We start from the raw sequence: 19,511 nt of genomic DNA, 5'->3' as shown, positions 1-19,511 counted from the left end.
GAACTCCGCAGGTCAGGCGGGCCAATCCTGCAGCGACCGGCCGGTGATGCGTTCGTAGGACTCGATGTACCTCGCCCGCGTGGCGGCGACGATGTCCTCGGGCAGGGGTGGCGACTCCGGTCTGTCCCGGCGGTGCCAGCCGGACGCCGGGCTGGTGAGCCAGTCCCGCAGCGGCTGCTTGTCGAACGACGGCTGCGGGCTGTCGGGCGCGTAACCGCCGGCGGGCCAGTAGCGCGAGGAATCCGGCGTCAGGACCTCGTCGGCCAGCACGAGGTTCCCCTGGCGGTCGATGCCGAATTCGAGCTTCGTGTCCGCGAGCAGGATGCCGCGTTCGGCGGCGAACTCCGCGCCGCGGCGGTACACCGCCAGCGTCGCCTCGCGGACCTCCTCGGCCCGTTCGCGGCCGAGTTGCCCGACGACGTCGTCGAAGGCGATGTTCTGGTCGTGCGAGCCGCGGTCGGCCTTGGTCGCGGGAGTGAAGATGGGTTCGGGGAGCCGGGACGAGTCGGTCAGGCCCGGCGGAAGTTCGACGCCGCAAACCGTGCCGCGCGCGCGATAATCGGCGAGACCGGTACCGGTGAGATATCCGCGGGCGACGGCTTCGAGCGGCAGCATCGCCAGCCGGCGCACCAGCAGCGCCCGGCCGCGGACCTCGGCGGGGATGCGTTCGTCTTCGTAGGAGACCAGGTGGTTGGGGAGGACATCGGAGAGCAGGGAGAACCAGAACACGCTCATCGCGGTGAGCACCCGACCCTTGTCCGGGATGGGCGTGTCGAAGACGACGTCGTAGGCGGAGATCCGATCCGAAGCGACGAGCAGCAGATGCTCGTCATCGACGGCGTAGAGCTCACGGACCTTGCCGGCGGCGATCTTCGGGTATTCGAGCGTCGTCACGGCTGCACCCTAGCGATCAAGGATGATGGCTGATCATGCCGATCCACTGCGTTTCGTTCACGACCGACTACGGGCTGAGAGACGGTTTCGTGGCCGCGTGCCACGGTGTGATCGCGCGGATCGCGCCGTCCGTACGGGTGATCGACGTGAGCCACGAGATCCCTCCGCAGCAGGTCAGGACCGGCGCCGAGGTACTCGCCCAGACCGTGCCGTATCTGCCGGAGTCGGTCCATCTCGCCGTCGTGGACCCCGGCGTCGGCACCGCTCGGCGCGGTGTCGTGGTGGTCACCGAGCGCGGAATGCTCGTCGGCCCGGACAACGGGCTCCTCATTCCGGCCGCCGAAACACTCAGCGGGGTGATAGCCGCGTACGAACTCGCGGCGCCGGAATACCGCCTTCCGGTGACGTCGTCGACCTTCCACGGACGCGACGTCTTCGCCCCCGCGGCGGCGCATCTCGCGCTCGGCGTCGCCCCCGAACGGTTCGGGCCGCCCGTCGACGACCTCGTGCGCCTGCCGGACCCGTTCGTGGCGGTGTTCCCCGGCAAGCTGGTGGCCGAGGTGCTCACGGTCGACCACTTCGGCAACGTCCAGCTCGCCGCGAGCCACGCCGACCTCGAACTGGCGGGGCTGTCCGGCACGGTCTCCGTCAGCAGCGAGCACGTCCTGGTGAAAGCGCTGGTCGGCGACACCTTCGGCACGGTGCCGCCGGGCCGGAACGTGCTCTACACCGATTCCGCGGGACGGCTCGCGGTCGCGGTGAACGGCGGTTCGGCGTCGGAGGTGCTCAGGCTGGGGCCCGCCCAGGAGTGCACGATCACCTCGTCGCCGACGGACACCTGACCCGGGCCGGTCACGGCCATCTTGATCCCGAACGAGACGCCGCCCTCGGGCTCGCGGCGGTAGTAGGCGAGCGACCGGATCGGCTCGGGGCCAGCCTTCCGGCCGGTCTCCTGGTCGACCATCGGCACCGTGCAGCGGATGCAGACCTTGGCGTACCCGAGTTCGAGGCCACCGGCGGTGAGCGAGCGGACGTCGTCCTCGCGGTGCGGCTCCGGCCAGCCCGCGACGACGATGTTGGGCCGGAAGCGATCCATCGGCACGGCCTCGGCGCCGCGCGACGCGATCCGCTCGTTCAGACCGTCCAAAGAGGACTCCGAGGTCAGCAGGATCGCGTGCGCGTCGGCGAAGGCGGCGGTGCCGGGGACCTCGCCGTTGGTGACGCGCTCGTGCTCCGGCGCGAGCCCGACGAAGACCGACGGGAGGCCCAGCACGGTGGAGAACCAGTCAGCGGCCTCGTCACCCTGGTGGACGCCCTTGCCCTGCCAGGTGAACGTCGCGGCAGGATGCCGCGGGCCGTCCGTGACCGTCTCGACCAGGAGATCTTCGACGCCGGGAGCGGCGAGCCGCAGGCGGGCGCCGTCGTCGAGCACCTCGGCCCGGATGGCGGCCATCACCGGATGCTTGCGCTGGCTGCGGAACTCGCCCTCCGGGGAGACGACCATCCAGGCACGGTCGAACCTCAGCCCAGCCGGGGTGACGTCGGCCGTTTCGACCGCCGTCCCGGCACAGCCTTTGACCGGGTAATAGACCAGTTTCGCCACTCTCGCCATGACCGCAGGTTAACGAGTCTGGCCGGGAGTCGGTCGGTACAGGTGGTCGTGAGTGGCGATTCGGGTTAGAACCCGAATCGCCACTCACGAGAACCCGAGGCGCTCGGTACCGCCGGGTGCTCAGGCTTGGCCGGGGGTTGGCCGTGGCCAGGCCTGGTGATCATGTCGCGAAAGCCACTTTCGCGACCTCTGATGTCCCGAAAGTGGCTTTCGCGACACCGGCTCCAGGCCCCACAGACCCCACAGATCGGGCCCGGGGCAACGGCGGCGCCCTACAACACCTGCGACAAGAACCGCTGCAGCCGCTCGCTCCGCGGAGCGTCGAAGATCGCCTCCGGCGCGCCCTGTTCGACGATCTTCCCGTCGTCCATAAACGCGACCTCGTCGGCGACGCCGCGCGCGAAACCCATCTCGTGGGTGACCACGAGCAGCGTCAGGCCGCGTTCGGCCAGCCCCGCCATCAGCGTGAGGACGCCCTTGACCAGCTCCGGGTCCAGCGCGCTGGTCGCCTCGTCGAACAGCATGACCTCGGGTTCCATGGCGAGCGCCCGCGCGATCGCGACCCGCTGCTGCTGCCCGCCCGAGAGCGCGCTCGGCCGGTACGGCGCCTTGTCGGCGAGGCCGACCTCGGCGAGCCGGGCGTGCGCGATCTCCGCCGCCTCCTCCTTGCCGAGCTTGCGGACGCTGCGCAGCGGCAGCGTGATGTTGTCCAGCACGCTGCGGTGCCCGAACAGGTTGAAATGCTGGAACACCATCCCGACCCGCTGGCGCAGCGCGTCCGGGTCGGACGAGATGACGCTCTCGCCGCCCAGCAACAGGTCGCCCGAATCGGGCTCCTGGAGACGGTTCACGCAGCGCAGCAGCGTCGACTTGCCGGAGCCGGACGGGCCGATGATGCAGGTGGTGCGGCCCTTCTCGACCTTGAGGTTCACGCCCTTCAGCACTTCGAGGGTGCCGAAGGAGACGTGGATGTCGCGGAGTTCGACGCTCGATGAACGTACGGCGGCGGTCATGGCATCGGCACCTTTCCGGTGTTCAGGAGTTCCGGCTCGCCGCCCTCGTCGTCGACCCGGATCTTCTTGCCGGTGCGCAGCTTCTTGTCGATGTAGTTCACCAGATGCGTCAGCGGCACGGTGATCACCAGGTACACCGCGCCCGCCGCGACCAGCGGCGACAGGTTCCCGGTGTTCGCCGCGAGGTCCTGCCCGATGCGGAACAGGTCGCGCTGCTCGGCGAGGAAGCCGAGGAAGTACACCAGGCTGGAGTCCTTGACCAGCGCGATGAACTGGTTCACCAGCGCGGGCAGCACGCGCCGCACACCCTGCGGGATGACGACGAGCGTCATCGCCTTGGTGTAGCTCATGCCCAGCGCGCGGCTGGCCTCCATCTGTCCTTTTTCGACACTCTGGATACCGGCGCGGAAGATCTCGCCGATGTAGGCGGCGGCGATCAGGCTCAGCGCGAGAATGCCCAGCGGGTACGGATTCCGCGACAGCGACGGGATGAGGATCCCGCCGCCCTGCCCGATCACCAGGATGGTCAGGATCGCGGGCAGGCCGCGGAAGATGTCCGTGTACACCCGGGCGGGCCAGCGCAGCCATGCCTTGCTGGACAGGCCCATGGTGGCCAGCAGCATGCCGAGCACGGTGCCGATCAGCGCCGAGAACACCGACAGGATCAGCGTGTTCAGCAGGCCGGTCCCGAGAAGGTCCGGGAAGACCTCCCAGATGTACTCCCAGTTCAGGAAGGTGTTGAGGAAATCGTCCACTTACTTCTGCCCGGCCTTGAACTCCGCGGGCACCGGCGCGTTCGGCTCGAACCGCTGGTGCACCTTTTCCCACGTTCCGTCGGCGATGACCGCCTTGAGCCCGGCGTTGATCTTGCCCGCCAGCTCGGTGTTGCCCTTCTTGACCGCGAAGCCGTGCGGGATGGTCGTGGTGATCGCCTTGACCACCTTGAGCTTCGCGTCCGGGTTCTTCGCCGCGTAATCCTCGGCGGTCGCCTGGTCGAAGATCGCGCCGTCGATCGCGCCCGATTTGAGCGCGGCGAGCGCGGCGGCGTCCTGCGGGAACCTCACGGCCTGCGCGGTGGGCGCGTTGGCCGCCAGCCAGCTGTCCGACACCGTGCCCTGTACGACCCCGACCCGCTTGCCCGCCAAGGAGTTCTCGTCGGTGATGCCGACTCCTTCGCGGGTCTCGATACCGAGCGACTGGTAGTTGTACGGCGCCGAGAAGTCGACGGTCTTGCGGCGTTCGTCGGTCTGCGAGATCCCCGAACTGCCGATGTCGAACTTGCCGTTCGCGACCTGGCTCAGCAGGGTCGAGAACTCCGTGGAGACGAACTCGAGTTTCAGGTTCTGGTGCGCGGCGATGGCCTTCAGCAGCTCGTTGTCGAACCCGGTGAACACGCCGTTTTCCTGATAGGCGTTGGGTTTCGAGTCGCTGAGCGTGCCGACGCGCAGCGTGTCGCCGCTCGCGCCATCACCGCCACCGCACGCCGCCAGCACCGCCACGAGGGCGGCGCCGACGACGGCGGCGAGTGACTTCTTCATCGTGATCCTCACGCCTTGAACTGGTCCGGGACCGGGGCCGTCGGCAGGAACTTCTCGTGCAGCTTGACCCAGGTGCCGTCGGCGATGACCTGTTTCAGGCCCTCGTTGATCTTGGTGAGCAGCTCCGCATTGCCCTTCTTCACCGCGAAGCCGTGGGGCACGTCGGTGGTGAAGGACTTGACGACCTTGAGCTTCGCGTCGGTGCTCTCCTTGACGTTCGTCTCGGCGATCGCCTGGTCGAGGATGTAGGCGTCGACCGCGCCGCTCTTCAGCGCGGCCAGCGCCGGGGCGTACCCCGGGAAGCGCACGGCCTGCGCGTCGGGCACCGTCGAGGTGAGCCACTTGTCGCCGACGGTCGCCTGGATGACCGCGACCCGCTTGCCGGACAAGCCCTTCTCCTCGGTGATCGGCGAGCCGTCCTTGGTCTGGATGCTCATGACCTCGAAGTTGTACGGGCTGGAGAAGTCGACGTTCTTCTTGCGCTCGTCGGTCTGCGCGATGGCCGAGCTGCCGATGTCGAACTGGTTGTTCGCGACCTGGCCCAGCAGCGACGAGAAGTCGGTCGACGCGAACTCGAGCTTCAGGTTCTGCTTGGCGGCGATGGCCTTCAGCAGCTCGTTGTCGAAGCCGGTGTAGTTGCCGTTCTCGACGTAGATGTTCGGCGGCGCGTCACTCAGCGTCCCGACGCGCAGGGTCTTCTCGGTGGCGGACTCACCACCACCGCACGCGGCGAGCACGGCGACGAGGCCGGCGGCCAACGTGGCGAGCAAGGTTTTCTTCATGTTTCAGACCCCCGCGTTCTGGACGGGCAGGCCGGGGCCGCCCTGTTCGAGTTCCTTGGGCAGCGGCTCGGTCTTGAAGAACTGAGCGTGCAGACGGGCGACGGTGCCGTCCGCCACGGCCTTCGCGAGGCCGTCGTTGAGCTTCTTCAGCAGTTCCTTGTTGTCCTTGCGGACGGCGAACGCGGACGGCGTGTCCTTGGTCTCGACGGTGTAGCCGAACTCCAGCTGCAGATCCGGGTTCTGGTCGATGTACTTCTGCCCGATGTCCTTCGGCACGACCCAGCCGTCGAGGCTGCCGCCCTTCAGCTGCGCGAAACCGGCGTTGTAGTCGGGGAAGCGGACGACATTGGCGCCGGGCACCTTGCCGGTCGCGAAGTCGTCCTGGACCGACGCCTGCACGACGCCGAGCCGCTTGCCGTTGAAGGCGCCGACGTCCTTGAGACCCGCGCCCTTCTTGGTGATGATCGAGGTGAACCCGGTGCTGTAGCCGTTGCTGAAGGCGACGGTCTTCTTGCGGGCCTCGGTGGTGGAGATCGTGGAGCTGCCGATGTCGAACTTGTTGGTGGCGACGGCGGCGAGCAGACCGGCGAATTCGGTGCCGACGAACTCGACCTCGAAGCCCTCGCGCTTCGCGATGTCGCGCAGCAGTTCGTTGTCGTAGCCGGTGAAGTTGCCGTTCTCCAGGTAGATGGACGGCGGCGCGTCGGTCAGGGTGCCGACCCGCAGCTTCTGGCCGGTCGTGCTCGCGTCACCGGAGCCGCAGGCGGCGAGGGCGAGGGTGGCCGCTCCGGCCGTGACAACGGCGACGATCTTCGACAGCGTGGATCTCATCGCTTCTTCCGTGGGTGTCGGCGCGCAAGGCGCGATACAAACACGCCAGGCCGCCTCATGGGCGGCCTGGCGCTCCGGGTTCAGCGATCGAGATTAGGCATTTCGCCCGATCGAGTAACTTCGTCTCACTCTGTGAACGCCCCGTGGTGGGGCTGCTCACAACGCGCGTGAAGGCCCCCTTCCCTCGGCTGAGCCGAGGGAAGGGGGCCTTCACGCGCGGTCAGAGAATCGGTGCCGGCGAGTAGCTCGCAGCCTCCGGGAAACGCTCCAGAATGGCCTCGACGCGGGACGCGATCGCGGCCACCTGACGCGGCGCGACACCGGTGAACGAGATGCGGTCGGCGAGGAGTTTGTCCAGCTCACCGCGGTCGAGCGGGATGCGCTCGTCGGCGGCGAGCCGGTCGAGGAGGTCGTTCTCCGCCAGCCCCTGCTCCCGCATCGCGAGCGCGACGCCGACGGCGTTCTCCTTGATCGCCTCGTGAGCGGTTTCACGCCCGACACCCGCGCGGACCGACGCCATGAGCACCTTGGTGGTCGCGAGGAACGGCAGATAGCGATCGAGCTCACGTCCGATGACCGCCGGGAACGCGCCGAACTCGGCCAGCACCGTGAGGAAGGTCTCCAGCAGGCCGTCGAGCGCGAAGAACGCGTCGGGCAGCGCGACCCGTCGGACGACGGAGTCGGACACGTCGCCTTCGTTCCACTGGTCGCCGGCGAGCTCGCCGACCATCGACAGGTAGCCGCGCAGCACGACGGCGAGCCCGTTGACGCGCTCGCACGAACGGGTGTTCATCTTGTGCGGCATGGCCGACGAGCCGACCTGTCCCGGCTTGAAGCCTTCGGTGACCAGCTCGTGGCCGGCCATCAGGCGGATCGTCTTCGCCAGGCTCGACGGGGCGGCCGCCAGCTGGACGACGGTGGACAGCACGTCGAAGTCGAGCGAACGCGGGTACACCTGGCCGACGCTGGTGAACACGTTCTCGAAACCGAGGTGGGCCGCGACCCGCGACTCCAATTCGTCCAAAGTGGACTCGTCGCCGAGCAGGTCGAGCATGTCCTGCGCGGTGCCGACCGGGCCCTTGATCCCGCGCAGCGGGTAGCGGCCGATGAGGTTTTCGAGCCGGTCGAAGGCGACCAGCAGTTCGTCGGCGGCGGTGGCGAAGCGCTTGCCCAGCGTCGTGGCCTGCGCGGCGACGTTGTGCGAACGGCCGGCCATCACCGTGTCGGAGTGTTCGACCGCGATCGCGGCGAGCCGGGCGAGCACCGCGCCGACACGGCTCCGCATCAGCTCCAGGGAACGGAGCACCTGCAGCTGCTCGACGTTCTCGGTGAGGTCCCGCGACGTCATGCCCTTGTGGACGTGCTCGTGCCCGGCGAGCGCGTTGAACTCCTCGATGCGGGCCTTCACGTCGTGCCGGGTGACGCGCTCGCGCGCGGCGATCGAGTCGAGATCGACCTGCTCCAGCACGCGTTCGTAGTCGGCGACGACACCTTCGCCCACCTCGACACCGAGGTCGGCCTGCGCGCGGAGCACGGCGAGCCAGAGCTCGCGCTCCAGCACGACCTTGCGTTCCGGGGACCAGAGTTCGACCAGCTCAGGCGAGGCGTAGCGGCCGGCGAGCACGTTGGGGATGCGGGGCTTGTCCGTCACGCGGCCAGACTAACCGGGCGCTAGGCGAGGGCGGCCTGCAGCATCCGGGCGGCGGCGGCCCGCGGCTCCGGGTCGACCTCGATCAGCGCGTTGACCACGGCGCCGTCGACCAGGGCGACCAACCGCTCCAGTTCGGTGCCGTCCACAGGCGTGCCGGAGCGCGCGAAGATCTCGTGGAGCAGTTCGTACAGCTGCGCGGACAGCGTCCGCATCAGCGGCCGAAGGTACGGACGGCGGCCCGTCCCGACGAGTCGTTCGTAGCGCAGGAGGACCGCTTCGGCGTCTGCCTCACGATCCGGGCGAAGCGGGCCGAGGAGCATGTCGAGCACCAGGTCGACGGTGGCCTCGACACCGCGGTTGCGGGTCGCCAGCTCGTCGAGGCGTCGCCGCCCGGTCTCCAACTCCACCTTCGCGTGATGCTCCACCGCGGCGGTGACCAGCTCTTCGAGCGAGTCGAAGTAGTACGTCGTCGACGCCAGCGGCAGCCCCGCGCGTTCGGCGACCGCACGATGCCGCACGGCGTCGAAACCGCCCTCGGCCAGCAGCGACGCGGCGGCCTCGATGAGCTCGGCACGGCGTCGCTCACCCTTCGGCGTGGTCGCTGCGGCGGTCATGACGGGCTATTTTGCCAGCTCGGTCAGTAGCGGGCGGCGAGGACGCCGACCAGCCTGTCGACGTCGGACTCCGGGAGCGCCGGCCTGCCCGAGCCGTCACCGAGGCTCACCACGACCACGAGCGACCCCTTGGCGGTGGTCCGGCGCGCTTCAGCAGCCCCAGTGGGCACCGGCGGGACGGCCGAACCGGCCGGGAAGACCGCGGCGGACACCGTGCCGCCCGGCACCTGGAACCCCGCGGACCTGGCTCCCGTCGTACAGAGGTCGCCGGGCGTCGACTTGGCGACATCCACGGGGACCGGGAGCTCGCCAGCGAGGGCGGTGGCGAGCTCCCGGTCCACCTGGTCGCACCCGTAGGTGCCTTCGGCCGTCATCTGGCCGGTCCTCTCTGGCCCGTCGCCCCCCTGCTGAGGCGGCGGGTTCGAGAAGTTCGAGGGGTCCCCGCTGTCAAGAGGACGTACGGACTCCGCCCCGGGTTGCCCCGCGGAGGCCGCTTCGTTCTCGGATTTGGCCGCGCTTCCCGTCTGGAGCTCGGTTCCGCCGAGCACGCCGAACATGCCCACTCCGGCCAAGACCAAAACCACCGCACTACAGGCCACCGCGATACCGTTTCGGCGTCGAGCGGTGGCGCGTTTCGAGGCGCGGACCACGTCGGCGGTGTCGAAGGTCGGCGACGGCGCGTCGCCGGGGGCGTCACGGAACAACGCCTTCAGGTCATTCTCGTCCATCCCGTGCCACCTCCTCCTTCTCCATGACCTGCCTGAGGTTCGCCAGCCCGCGCGCGGTCTGGCTCTTCACGTTCCCCTCGCTGCATCCGAGCGCCTTCGCCGCCGCACCGACGTCCAGGCCCTCGAAGAACCTGAGCACCAGCACGGCCCGCTGCTTCGGGGGCACTTCGCGCAACGCGGCCAGCAGGTCCTCCCTGGTGACGACCTGTTCGCCGAGGTCGAAGCCGTCCTGCGGCGGTTCGGGCAGCTCCTCGGTCTGCCACTCCCGCCGCCACGGCCGCCTCGACTCGTCGATGGCCGCCCTGACCAGCGTCTTCCGCACGTAGGCGTCGGTCGCCGCCCGTTCTCTGATCTTCTTCCACCTCCGGTGCAGCGCGACGAACGCCGTCTGCGCGAGGTCGTCCGCACGATGCCAGTCACCGCAGAGCATGTACGCGGTCCTGCGCACGGAGTCCCTCTTCGCGGCGAAGTACTCCGCGAACTCTTGTTCGTCGCGCTGGTTCACGCGGGTTTTGTCTCCGCTCTTGCCTCGTCGGTGGGTAGGACGGAACCGGGGGCGTCCACGGTTGCATGAGCGGGCGCGGCGGACCAGCCGGGGAGGAGATTCACCGCGGGCCCGTCGATGTGATGTGATCGTACCGTGACCTCGCGCTCGCTTCCGCAGATCGATTTCCGCTCCGACACCGTGACCCGGCCGGACGACGTCATGCGCCAGGCCATGGCGAAGGCCGAGGTCGGCGACAACGTCCTCGACGGTGATCCGACCGTCGGCGCGCTCGAACAGCGCGCCGCGAAACTCCTCGGCATGCCCGCCGCGCTCTGGACGCCGAGCGGGACCATGGCGAACCTGATCGCGCTGAGCATCCATCTCCAGCGCGGGGACCGGTTCCTCGCGCCGCGCGGCTCGCACGTGATCACCGACGAACTCGGGTCCGCCGCCTGGCTCGCGGGCGGCATGCCGGAGCCGCTGGAACACGACGCCGGACCGGGCCGTCCGACGCCGGAAACGCTTTCGGCCGCGATCGGCGTCCCGCGCGGGCCGTACTACGCGCTGCGCACCCCGCTGTTGTGCCTGGAGAACACGCACAACACGGCCGGCGGCGCGGTCACCCCGCCCGACGAGCACGCGCAGCTGGTCGCGGTGGCGAAGGAGGCCGGGCTGACCGTGCACCTCGACGGCGCCCGCATCTGGCACGCGTCGGTCGCGCTGGGAATCCCGCCCGCGGCGCTGACGGTCGGCGTCGACACCGTTTCGGCTTGCTTCTCGAAGGGGCTCGGCGCACCTGTCGGCTCAGTCGTGGCGGGCAGCGAGGAGTTCGTCGAGAAGGCTCGGCGGATGCGCCAGATGCTCGGCGGCGGTGTCCGGCAGGGCGGCGTGCTGGCCGCGGCCTGCATGGTCGCTCTGGACCGCATCGACGACCTCGCCGAGACACACGAGAACGCGACCAGGCTCGCGGCCGGGCTCGCGGAGCACGGCTGGGAGGTCAACGCTCCCGAGACCAACATCGTGCAGGTCGGCGCGCCCGACCTCCAAGGACGGCTGGCGTGGCTGGCCGACCTCGGGATCCTGACCCTGCCGAGCTCGGGCCGGATCCGGTTCGTGGCACACCGGGACCTTTCCGCGGCGGACATCGAAGAAACCCTTCAACGCATCAAGACCGGGGGCTGAACGTGAACTGGATCGTCTTCGACTACGGCGACGTCATCAGCGAGCACACCGACGCGCTGCCGACCTTGGCCAAGAACTTCGGGCTCGAAGTCGCCGACTTCGAGCCGCACTACTGGGCCGAGCGGATCCGGTACGACTCCGGCGGCACGGACCTCGAGTACTGGCAAAGCATCGGCCGCGCGCTGGACGTCCCGGTCGACAAGGCGTTCTCCGACGAGCTGACCCGCATCGACGTCGAGGGCTGGACGCACCTCGAACCGGACGTCATCGAACTGCTGGAAGGGCTGCACGAAGCGGGCGCGGCGCTCGCGCTGCTCTCGAACGCGTCGTCCACCTTCGGCCGCTGGGTGCGCGAGCAGGAATGGGCGAAGCTGTTCCGCGTGAAGCTCTTTTCCGGTGACCTCGGCTGCATGAAGCCCGACGCGAAGATCTACCGGATCCTGCTCGCCGAACTCGGCGCCGAACCGGCCGACTGCCTGTTCTTCGACGACCGTCAGTCCAATGTGGACGGTGCGCGGGCGGTCGGGATGCGGGCGGAACGCTGGGTCGGCGTGACCACGGCGAAATCCGGCTTCGGCTCTTCGGAGGAATAATTCACCCTCGTCGCTCATCCGCTTACGCGCGGTGAAGCGGATGACCTACGCTGAACCAGTCCGAACCGATTCACCCCCGGTAGGTGCCCATGTCCGTGGACCGACGCCCGTTCGTGCCCGTCGATTTCGACCGGCCGAGCATCGCGCGGGTCTTCGACGCGCTGATGGGCGGCCAGGACAACTACGAGGCCGACCGGGTGGCGCTGCGCCAGATCCTGGAGATCTCGCCGGACGCGCGGGCCATGGCCAAGGAGGTCCGGCACTGGCTGGTCCGGACCGTGCGCTACCTGACCGACCGCGAAGGCATCGACCAGTTCCTCGACCTCGGCTCCGGCTTCCCGACCATGGACAACACGCACCAGGTCGCGCAGCGGTACAACCCCGAGGCGCAGGTCGTCTACGTCGACCACGATCCGGTGGTCCAGGCACACGGTCGCGCGCTGCTGGCGGCCAACGACTTCGCGCATATGGCGGCCGCGGACCTGACCGAACCGGCCGAGGTCATCGAGGAACTCGCCCGTACTCACCGGCTGGAATTCGACCGGCCGGTCGGGCTGATCCTGTGCGCGATCGTCCACCACATCCAGGATCTCGACGAGGCGCGGAAGATCGTCCGCGCCTACGTCGACGCGCTGGCGCCGGGCTCGTTCGTCGCGCTGCTGCACCAGCACAATCCCGCCGACGGCACCGAAGCGGCCGACGTCGCGACGTCACTCGAAAAGCGCTTCAACGGCACTGGGCTGGACACGCTGTACCGGACGCGCGAAGAGATCGAGTCCTTCTTCGAGGGACTCGATCTCATGGAGCCGGGACTGACATATCCGCACCTGTGGTGGCCGGACGGCCCGCGCTTCACCCCGCTTTCGCCCGTGAACTTCACGTCGCTCGGCGGGGTGGCGCGTAAGCCTTAGCGGCGCAGCTGCTTCGGGGTGCCCTTGCCCTTGATGGCGCCATACGCGGCCGTGCCGAGGAAGACCGCACCGCCGATGACGGCGATCCAAAAGACGGCCTTCACGAGAAAACCGAGCACGGATCCGAGCACCATGAAGGCCACCCAAGCCAGGATCAGCCCGCCGACGATCTTCCAGAACATGGCATCCTCCGATTGCCTCGCCGTGCCCATGCGGACCCGGTGAGTCCAGGTTGTCAGGCGGAACTCGCGAGCGCCTTCGTTCCGCCTAACGTTCAGGGTGATTTCCGGGTTCCCCCTGACCGGTGGACCCGCCTCGGCCGAAGGCCCCGCTATCACGGCGGCAGGGCGCCTGCCCACACGACGCGAGAAGGCCTCGGAAGCGCCCTGGCGACGTGGGTTCACCTATGGACGCTGAGCGAGCCAGTCGCCGAGCCTGCGGACCCCTTCGTCGATGTCCTCGCGCGATCCCGCGAAGGAGAACCGCACGAACCTTCCGCCGTCGACCGGGTCGAAGTCGATCCCGGGTGCGATCGCGACCCCGGTGTCGGCGAGGAGCCGCTGGCACCAGCTGAGGCTGTCGTTCGTGTACGCGGAGACATCGGCGTAGGCGTAGAAGGCGCCTTCGGCCGGCGCGAGCTTGTCGATGCCGATGCCCTTGAGGCCGGCGAAGAGCACGTCGCGGTTCGCCCGGTAGCGCTCGACGTGGCCGTCGGCCTCCGCGTACGCCTCCGGGGTGAACGCGGCGACCGCGGCGTGCTGGGAGACCGCGGGCGGGCAGATGGTGAAGTTGCCGGTCAGGACGTCGATCGCGCGATGCAGCCGCTGGGGCGCGAGCATCCAGCCGAGCCGCCAGCCGGTCATGGCGAAGTACTTCGAGAACGAGCCGAGGACGAGCGCCTCGTCGCCGTACTGCCAGGCGCAGTCGAGCCCGGCGCCGTAGGAGATCCCGTGGTAGATCTCGTCGCTGATCAGCTGCACGCCGTGTGACGCGCACCAGCCGCTGATCGCCGCGAGTTCACCCGGTGGCAGGACGGTGCCGGTCGGATTGCTCGGGCTGGCCACGATGAGTCCCTTGATGGGCCCCAGCTCGTCCAGCCGGGCGACGGTGGGCTGGAAGTTCGTCTCGGGCCCGGTGGCGAACTCGACGACCTCGCAGCCGAGCACCTTCAGCAGGTTCCGGTAGGCCGGATAGCCGGGACGCGCCATCGCGACCCGGTCTCCCGCCTCGAAGGCGCTGAGGAACGAGAGCAGGAAGCCGCCGGAGGAACCGGTCGTCATGATGACGTCCTGGGGGCTCACGTCGACCGGGTACGTGCGGCTGTAGTGCTCCGCGACGGCCTCGCGCAGTTCGGGGATGCCGAGCTGCTCGGTGTAGCCGAGGTTGTGGTCCTTCAGCGCCCGCTGCGCGGCTTCGAGGACCGGTCGCGGCGCCGGCGCGGACGGCTGGCCGGCGAGCAGCGGGACCAGGTCCCCGTGGCTGCGTTGGCGCGCCTGCGCGGCCGAAAGGACGTCCATGACATGGAACGGCGGGACGGCGGAACGTGCGGCGGGACCGGGGAAGGACATGCGGGTGAGGCTAACTCGCCTTCGCGAGGAGGGCCGCGTAGCCGTCGAGGAGTCGTTGGAGCCCGAACTCGAAGAGCGTGTCGAGGTCGTAGTCGAACGGGGCGCGCGAGACGACACCGGCGAAGTTCGGGAAACGACCGCCGGAGACCAGATCCCAGAGGATCGGCTCGTGCTCCGCCAGCCAGGCGTCGGCCGAGACCGCCGTCCCGGATTCGGTGTCGGCTTCGGCCTCGAAGCTGAGGGCGATCCCGCGGACGTGGTTGAAGATCGTGATGTGCGCGTACATGATCGTCGACGGCGGGAGGCCGTGGCCGTCGAGCGCGCGGGTCGCCCAGTCCGCGTGGGCGAGCAGGTTCGGCAGCGGCTGCGGGCGGGTGATCGAGAGCGCCTGCGCGAGCCACGGATGCCGCCGGAACAGGGCCCATTGCGCCCTCGCCATCAGCTCCAGCTGCGCCCGCCAGCCGGGCGGCGGCTCGGGCGGGAAGCGGATCTCGCCGAGCGCCAGGTCCGCCATTTCGAGGATCAGCTCCTCCTTCGCGGTGACATGGCGATAAAGCGCCATCGTCGCGACGCCGAGGCCGGAGGCGACGCGGCGCATCGAGAGCGCGCGGATGCCCTCGGCGTCGGCGATCCGGATCGCCGCCTTGACCACCCGCTCGCGTGACAGCTCCGCCTCGGTCCTCGGCGCGGGCTTCCGGTTGCGGCTCGCGACGACCGTGCCCGCGCCGGGTTTGGCGACGACCAGGCCGTCCCGTTTCAGCGTGGCGAGCACCTTCGTCGCGGTCGCCATCGCGACGCCCCATTCGGCGATGATCCGGCGCGTCGACGGGACCTTGTCGCCCTCGCGCAGCTCACCGGAGGTGATCCGGCGGCGGATCTCGGCGGCGATCCGCAGGTAGGGCGGCTCGGTCATGGTCGGCTCCTTGCCATAGTGCACCTGACGGCACCTTATCGGGCGCACTAGCTCGACCGCACTAGTGCACTGGGGATTTTCTGCGACTTTTCCTGGGGTTTTGACGCGGTGTCCATACGTTGTACGCAGTGCTTCAAAACACCGTACACAGGGAGTGGGCATGCGGAAGGTCCTGATTTCGGGAGCGGGAATAGCCGGTACGACGCTGGCGTACTGGCTGCGTCGGCACGGTTTTGCGCCGACGGTCGTCGAGCGGGCCCCCGCGCCCCGCGTCGGCGGGCACGCGGTCGACATCCGGGGCACGGCGCTCGGCGTCGTCGACCGGATGGGGGTGCTCGGGCGGCTCCGGGAGCTGAGCACGGACATGCGCGGGATGTCGTTCGTGAACGGCGAGGGGAAAACGCTCGTGAAGGTCACCGACCACACGCTGACCGGCGGGCTCACCGACAGCGAGGACGTCGAGATCCTGCGGGACGACCTCACCGACACGCTGGCCTCGGTCGCCCAGGAGGGTGTCGAGTACGTCTACGGGGACTGGATCACCGGAATCGCGCAGCAGACCGACGGTGTCCGGGTCACCTTCGCTCGCGGCGAGGCGCGGGACTTCGACCTCGTCGTCGGCGCGGACGGCCAGCACTCGGCCGTGCGATCGCTGGTTTTCGGGGCGGAGAAACAGTTTTCGCACTACCTGGACACCTATCTCGCGGTGTTCACCGTGCCGAACTTCCTCGATCTCGACCGCTGGCAGGTCTTCCACATGACCCCGGGAAAGCTGGCCGGGCTGTACAGCGCGCGAAAGAACACCGAGGCTCGGGCGATGCTCGGCTTCCAGTCGCCGGAACTCGACTTCGACCGCCACGACGTCGAGCAGCAACGGAAGCTGATCGCGGACCGATTTCCGGGGCAGGGCTGGGAAATCCCGCGGCTGCTTCGGGAAATGGCGTCGAGCGAGCTGTACTTCGATTCCATGACGCAGATCCGGATGGACCGGTTCACCGACGGCCGCGTCGCGTTGGTCGGTGATGCGGGGTACGGGCCTTCGCCACTTTCGGGGCAGGGCACCAGTTTGGCGCTCGTCGGCGCCTATGTGCTCGCCGGCTCACTGGCTGCTTCTTCTGACCACCGTGCCGCTTTCGCTTCGTACGAAAGGGAAATGCGGCCGTTCATTCTTCGGAACCAAGCGCTGGCTTCGCTGAACCAGAAGAAGCAGACGCGGTTCCGGCAGTGGAAGCAGATCCAGTCGATGCGGCTGCTGCCCTATCTGCCGTTCCGCGACCGGGTGATGAAGGCGGCCATGCGGCCGCTGACGGAGGCGGCGAACGCCTTGGTGCTCAAGGATTACTGAAGCGCTCGGGAGCCTCGGGTCCCGAAGGCGTGTCGCGAAAGCCACTTTCGCGACGCTAGATGTCCCGAAAGTGGCTTTCGCGACACGAGGGCCAGGGACTCGCGTGATTGGAGGGACGACACCCGTGACGGAATGGCCGACACGCGTGTCCAGACGGACGACACGCGTGTCCAGACGGACGACACGCGTGTCCAGACGGACGACGCGCGACGCGATACGGCCGCGAGCGTGGTGGCCATCCAGTCACGCGTGTCGTCCATCGGATCACGCGTGTCGTCCGTCTGATCACGCGTGACGTCCATCGGATCACGCGTGTCGTCCGTCCAGATGGGCGACCTGAACCCAGTTCCGGCGCGTGAAGGCCCCCTTCATTGCGTCTAGCGCAGTGAAGGGGGCCTTCACGGACTTCGGACGGGCCAAGACGCTGGCACCGAGCCGGTCAATCTCGCTAGTAGCCCTGGTAACCGCCGCCACCGGCCATGGACTTCAGGCCCGGGTGGCCCTCGAAGCCGCCGTACCGCGAGAACGTGTACCGGACGCCCGCGATGATGTTGTCCACCGGGTTGTAGATGTCGTCGTGCCCGGGAAGCTTGTGCGCGTTGAAGGTCGGGTCGATGCACTGCATCAGCCCCTTGGACGGCGTGCCCTTCGCCGCGTTGGAGTCCCAGTTGTTGATGGCGTTGGGGTTGCCGCCGGACTCCTTCTCGATGATCGTCCAGATCTTCTGGATATCCGCCTCGGTCACCGGGATCCCGTTGGCCTGCAGGATCTTGATGGCCTCTTGGATCCATTGCTGGACGTTGCCCGGCGGTGTCGTCGAGGGCGGGCCGCCGCTCGGACCGAGGCCGCCGCCCCCACCGCCACCACCGCCACCGCCTCCACCACCGCCGCCACCGGCGTGGAGACCGCCGGTGCGCTTCGGGACGGAGCCGTCCTTGCCGGGCATCGGGACGGTGGAGTAACCGCCCTGGATGTCCTTCTTCATCAGTTCTTGGGACTTCTGGATCATCTGGTTGGCCTGGTCGAGCAGTCCCTTGACCCGGCCGTCGGCGTCCTTGGCGATCGCGTTGATGTCGGTCTTGGCCTTTTGGATGATCTCGTCGGCCGAAGGGCTCGGCGCCGGCTTGTGATCCTTCTCCGCCTGCGCGGCGGCCGTGATCGCGGCGTTCTTGTCCGCCTCCGCCTGGGTGTTCCTTTTGTTGACCGCGGCTTCGGCGTCTTCGTAGACGCCCTTCACCTGCATCTTGATGTTGCCGAGATCGGTGTGGACGCGATCGAGGTCGTCGACGACCTTGCCGAGCTGCTCCTCGACGTTCTTCCCGGCGCTCGTGATCGACTTGACGTACTCGAAGAAGGCCTCCGCGGCGGGTCCGGCCCAGACGCCGCCGTTCAACGCTTCGGTCGACGTTTTCAACGCCGCGCTGTGGTCACCCGCGTTGTCGGCCGCCGTCTTGAACTGCCTCGACGCGTTCTGAATGGCGGCGAGGTTGACCTTGCTGATCTGCTCGGCCTTCTGGGTCAGTCCGTCCCAGCCGTCCGGCGTGCCGGCGCCGACACCGTTCAAAGCCACTGCTCAAGCCCCCTTGGTCCGCGGCCCCCAGGCCTGGCGAGTCGTCACAGTTCCCCGTGCACCTTCAGGTTGTCCACGTGGACCGCTTCGGTCTCCTTGATCAACCCCGCCGCCTTTCGCAGCACGAAGGCCGTGGCCTCCATCAGCTGACCGGCCGAATCGAATTCGTTGTGGACGCCCTGTTTGAACTTGCCGACCGCGCCGTGCGCGTCGCCGTGCTCGTCCACTCCGCCGAAGGGGGATTCCTTCTCGTCATCCATCCCGGTGACGCCTTTTTTCGTCTTCTCGAACTCGTCCTTGAGCTTCTCCACCTGACCGGCGGCGATCCCCATGGAATCCGGGTCGTACACAGGCACGGTTCGTCATCCCCTTCACGGAAAAACTCGTATCCGCCCGATCAGACGCGCGGCCGGTCAGGACGGTTCCCGGCGCCTACTTTAAGACCTCCGGAGTTGGCCGTGCGCGTATCCACGCCAACTTCCACCCCGCCGATAATCGGGCGAATCAGAAATCGGTGACTTCCCGGATCCTGGTCGCCAGCAACTGGTTGTCGGCCGGGGTGATGGTCGCCCAATCCCGCCCGTCCCGGTTCCGCGCGACCTGGAACAGGTACCGCCCCGCGTCCGTGTCGTAGAAGGCGACCACCCTGTCCGCGCGCCGGGGCCGGCCGTCGCGGCCCGCGCGTTCGACACCGAACTGGCCGCGTGCCTCCTGGCCGAGCAGCATGCCCGCCACCTCCTGGGCCTGCCAGAGGGGCACGTCCAGGTCTTCCAGTGCGGTGACCAGAGCCTTCGCGTCGCCGCGGGCGGCGGCGTCGGCCTGGACGAGGACGTCGTGCGGGACGCTGATCGACTGGCCGACGCCGGGGCCGAGATCACCCGCGACCGAGACCGCGGCTTCGGCGAGGGAGCTCTCCCTGGCGGGGATCAGCCACACCTGGCCGGAGTCGATCACGCCGAGCAACGCCTGGTTGCCGACGCTCACCGCCTGGCCCTTGATCTCGCGGTCGGTCCACACCCAGACGTCGATCGCGATCCGGGGGTGCGCGAACAGGTTCAGCATGTCGACCAGCTCGCCCGACGCCTGGTGTCCCCGCGCGAGACCTCGCGCGCGCAGGGATTCCCAGGCTTCTTCGATCAGCGCCGCCCGCTCCGTATGGGTCGTTCCGGGGCTCGGCACGTCGAGTGCGGCATGACGGCGGGGCAGCCGTTCGGCTTCCCAGAGCATTTCGAACTCGAGTGCGGACAGCACCAGGCTGCCGTTGTCGTTCGGCACAGGT

At 68.5% G+C, this 19,511-nt stretch carries 22 protein-coding genes; 5 read left to right on the top strand and 17 right to left on the bottom strand.

The genetic code is table 11. From position 1 onward, the window contains the following. Positions 1–12 precede the first annotated feature (12 nt). Positions 13–894, bottom strand: a complete 882-nt coding sequence (locus H4W30_RS09350; protein ID WP_192742534.1) for a phosphoribosylaminoimidazolesuccinocarboxamide synthase — start codon at positions 892–894, stop codon at positions 13–15. 35 nt (positions 895–929) lie between these two features. On the opposite strand from H4W30_RS09350, the gene H4W30_RS09345 reads away from it, so the two are divergent. Beyond that, entirely contained in the window at positions 930–1,736 is an 807-nt protein-coding gene (locus tag H4W30_RS09345; protein WP_192742533.1) for an SAM hydrolase/SAM-dependent halogenase family protein, read from the top strand. Here the strand turns inward: H4W30_RS09345 and H4W30_RS09340 are convergent. The 10 genes from H4W30_RS09340 to H4W30_RS09295 all read right to left on the bottom strand — a co-directional run bounded on the left by H4W30_RS09340 (position 1,619) and on the right by H4W30_RS09295 (position 10,168). After that, entirely contained in the window at positions 1,619–2,506 is an 888-nt protein-coding gene (locus tag H4W30_RS09340; RefSeq protein WP_192742532.1) for an MOSC domain-containing protein, read from the bottom strand. The genes H4W30_RS09345 and H4W30_RS09340 overlap by 118 nt on opposite strands. 272 nt (positions 2,507–2,778) lie before the next feature. Beyond that, a complete protein-coding gene (locus H4W30_RS09335) occupies positions 2,779–3,519 on the bottom strand; it encodes an amino acid ABC transporter ATP-binding protein (RefSeq protein ID WP_037334665.1) in 741 nt (246 codons plus the stop codon). Then, a complete protein-coding gene (locus H4W30_RS09330; protein ID WP_016338057.1) occupies positions 3,516–4,274 on the bottom strand; it encodes an amino acid ABC transporter permease in 759 nt (252 codons plus the stop codon). The genes H4W30_RS09335 and H4W30_RS09330 overlap by 4 nt, the downstream gene beginning before the upstream one ends. After that, entirely contained in the window at positions 4,275–5,057 is a 783-nt protein-coding gene (locus tag H4W30_RS09325; protein WP_192742531.1) for an ABC transporter substrate-binding protein, read from the bottom strand. 8 nt (positions 5,058–5,065) lie between these two features. Further along, positions 5,066–5,839, bottom strand: coding sequence for an ABC transporter substrate-binding protein (locus H4W30_RS09320; protein WP_192742530.1), 774 nt, complete (start codon positions 5,837–5,839; stop codon positions 5,066–5,068). 3 nt (positions 5,840–5,842) lie between these two features. Next, the gene (locus H4W30_RS09315) at positions 5,843–6,670 is read right to left on the bottom strand and encodes a substrate-binding periplasmic protein (RefSeq protein WP_192742529.1); all 828 of its coding nucleotides are present in this window, start codon (positions 6,668–6,670) and stop codon (positions 5,843–5,845) included. Positions 6,671–6,890: 220 nt separating this feature from the next. After that, entirely contained in the window at positions 6,891–8,321 is a 1,431-nt protein-coding gene (purB, locus tag H4W30_RS09310; protein WP_192742528.1) for an adenylosuccinate lyase, read from the bottom strand. 20 nt (positions 8,322–8,341) lie between these two features. Further along, positions 8,342–8,935, bottom strand: a complete 594-nt coding sequence (locus H4W30_RS09305; RefSeq protein WP_192742527.1) for a TetR/AcrR family transcriptional regulator — start codon at positions 8,933–8,935, stop codon at positions 8,342–8,344. Between the two features lie 23 nt (positions 8,936–8,958). Beyond that, positions 8,959–9,663, bottom strand: coding sequence for a hypothetical protein (locus H4W30_RS09300; RefSeq protein WP_192742526.1), 705 nt, complete (start codon positions 9,661–9,663; stop codon positions 8,959–8,961). Then, entirely contained in the window at positions 9,650–10,168 is a 519-nt protein-coding gene (locus H4W30_RS09295; RefSeq protein WP_005152531.1) for a SigE family RNA polymerase sigma factor, read from the bottom strand. Before H4W30_RS09295 ends, H4W30_RS09300 begins: the two co-directional genes overlap by 14 nt. 135 nt (positions 10,169–10,303) lie before the next feature. Between H4W30_RS09295 and H4W30_RS09290 the strand changes: the two genes are divergently transcribed. The 3 genes from H4W30_RS09290 (at position 10,304) to H4W30_RS09280 (ending at position 12,836) form a co-directional block, all read left to right on the top strand. Next, complete coding sequence (locus H4W30_RS09290; protein WP_192742525.1) at positions 10,304–11,332, top strand: threonine aldolase family protein; 1,029 nt, start codon at positions 10,304–10,306, stop codon at positions 11,330–11,332. A 2-nt stretch (positions 11,333–11,334) separates the two neighbouring features. Next, a complete protein-coding gene (locus tag H4W30_RS09285; protein ID WP_192742524.1) occupies positions 11,335–11,925 on the top strand; it encodes an HAD family hydrolase in 591 nt (196 codons plus the stop codon). An 89-nt stretch (positions 11,926–12,014) separates the two neighbouring features. Further along, positions 12,015–12,836 (top strand): SAM-dependent methyltransferase, encoded by an 822-nt coding sequence (locus H4W30_RS09280; protein WP_192742523.1) that lies wholly within the window; start codon positions 12,015–12,017, stop codon positions 12,834–12,836. Here the strand turns inward: H4W30_RS09280 and H4W30_RS09275 are convergent. The 3 genes from H4W30_RS09275 to H4W30_RS09265 form a co-directional block, all read right to left on the bottom strand. After that, on the bottom strand, positions 12,833–13,018 hold the full coding sequence (locus tag H4W30_RS09275; RefSeq protein WP_007032516.1) for a hypothetical protein: 186 nt from the start codon (positions 13,016–13,018) through the stop codon (positions 12,833–12,835). The genes H4W30_RS09280 and H4W30_RS09275 overlap by 4 nt on opposite strands. A gap of 222 nt (positions 13,019–13,240) precedes the next feature. After that, positions 13,241–14,404, bottom strand: a complete 1,164-nt coding sequence (locus H4W30_RS09270; RefSeq protein ID WP_192742522.1) for a pyridoxal phosphate-dependent aminotransferase — start codon at positions 14,402–14,404, stop codon at positions 13,241–13,243. A 10-nt stretch (positions 14,405–14,414) separates the two neighbouring features. Continuing rightward, positions 14,415–15,317 (bottom strand): TetR/AcrR family transcriptional regulator C-terminal domain-containing protein, encoded by a 903-nt coding sequence (locus H4W30_RS09265; protein ID WP_192742521.1) that lies wholly within the window; start codon positions 15,315–15,317, stop codon positions 14,415–14,417. Between the two features lie 160 nt (positions 15,318–15,477). On the opposite strand from H4W30_RS09265, the gene H4W30_RS09260 reads away from it, so the two are divergent. Then, the gene (locus tag H4W30_RS09260) at positions 15,478–16,662 is read left to right on the top strand and encodes an FAD-dependent monooxygenase (protein WP_192742520.1); all 1,185 of its coding nucleotides are present in this window, start codon (positions 15,478–15,480) and stop codon (positions 16,660–16,662) included. 448 nt (positions 16,663–17,110) lie between these two features. Here the strand turns inward: H4W30_RS09260 and H4W30_RS09255 are convergent, their stop codons facing one another. From H4W30_RS09255 to H4W30_RS09245, 3 genes are all read right to left on the bottom strand, one after another. Next, a complete protein-coding gene (locus H4W30_RS09255) occupies positions 17,111–18,232 on the bottom strand; it encodes a transglycosylase SLT domain-containing protein (protein WP_192742519.1) in 1,122 nt (373 codons plus the stop codon). 44 nt (positions 18,233–18,276) lie between these two features. After that, a complete protein-coding gene (locus tag H4W30_RS09250) occupies positions 18,277–18,588 on the bottom strand; it encodes a hypothetical protein (RefSeq protein WP_185927309.1) in 312 nt (103 codons plus the stop codon). Between the two features lie 148 nt (positions 18,589–18,736). Beyond that, positions 18,737–19,507, bottom strand: a complete 771-nt coding sequence (locus H4W30_RS09245; RefSeq protein WP_192742518.1) for an ESX secretion-associated protein EspG — start codon at positions 19,505–19,507, stop codon at positions 18,737–18,739. Between the last annotated feature and the right edge of the window lie 4 nt (positions 19,508–19,511).

It is taken from the genome of Amycolatopsis roodepoortensis (assembly GCF_014873915.1).
In the GTDB taxonomy this organism is placed as follows: Bacteria; Actinomycetota; Actinomycetes; order Mycobacteriales; family Pseudonocardiaceae; genus Amycolatopsis; species Amycolatopsis roodepoortensis.
The sequence above is the reverse complement of the archived record's forward strand: the minus strand, read 5'-3'. Positions and strand labels throughout refer to the sequence as shown.

Coding starts and splice junctions, on each gene's coding strand:
- H4W30_RS09345 (WP_192742533.1), top strand. CDS start 930: ATGCCGATCCACTGCGTTTCGTTCACGACCGACTACGGGCTGAGAGAC.
- H4W30_RS09340 (WP_192742532.1), bottom strand. CDS start 2,506: ATGGCGAGAGTGGCGAAACTGGTCTATTACCCGGTCAAAGGCTGTGCC.
- H4W30_RS09335 (WP_037334665.1), bottom strand. CDS start 3,519: ATGACCGCCGCCGTACGTTCATCGAGCGTCGAACTCCGCGACATCCAC.
- H4W30_RS09325 (WP_192742531.1), bottom strand. CDS start 5,057: ATGAAGAAGTCACTCGCCGCCGTCGTCGGCGCCGCCCTCGTGGCGGTG.
- H4W30_RS09320 (WP_192742530.1), bottom strand. CDS start 5,839: ATGAAGAAAACCTTGCTCGCCACGTTGGCCGCCGGCCTCGTCGCCGTG.
- H4W30_RS09315 (WP_192742529.1), bottom strand. CDS start 6,670: ATGAGATCCACGCTGTCGAAGATCGTCGCCGTTGTCACGGCCGGAGCG.
- H4W30_RS09305 (WP_192742527.1), bottom strand. CDS start 8,935: ATGACCGCCGCAGCGACCACGCCGAAGGGTGAGCGACGCCGTGCCGAG.
- H4W30_RS09300 (WP_192742526.1), bottom strand. CDS start 9,663: ATGGACGAGAATGACCTGAAGGCGTTGTTCCGTGACGCCCCCGGCGAC.
- H4W30_RS09280 (WP_192742523.1), top strand. CDS start 12,015: ATGTCCGTGGACCGACGCCCGTTCGTGCCCGTCGATTTCGACCGGCCG.
- H4W30_RS09275 (WP_007032516.1), bottom strand. CDS start 13,018: ATGTTCTGGAAGATCGTCGGCGGGCTGATCCTGGCTTGGGTGGCCTTC.
- H4W30_RS09270 (WP_192742522.1), bottom strand. CDS start 14,404: ATGTCCTTCCCCGGTCCCGCCGCACGTTCCGCCGTCCCGCCGTTCCAT.
- H4W30_RS09265 (WP_192742521.1), bottom strand. CDS start 15,317: ATGACCGAGCCGCCCTACCTGCGGATCGCCGCCGAGATCCGCCGCCGG.
- H4W30_RS09260 (WP_192742520.1), top strand. CDS start 15,478: ATGCGGAAGGTCCTGATTTCGGGAGCGGGAATAGCCGGTACGACGCTG.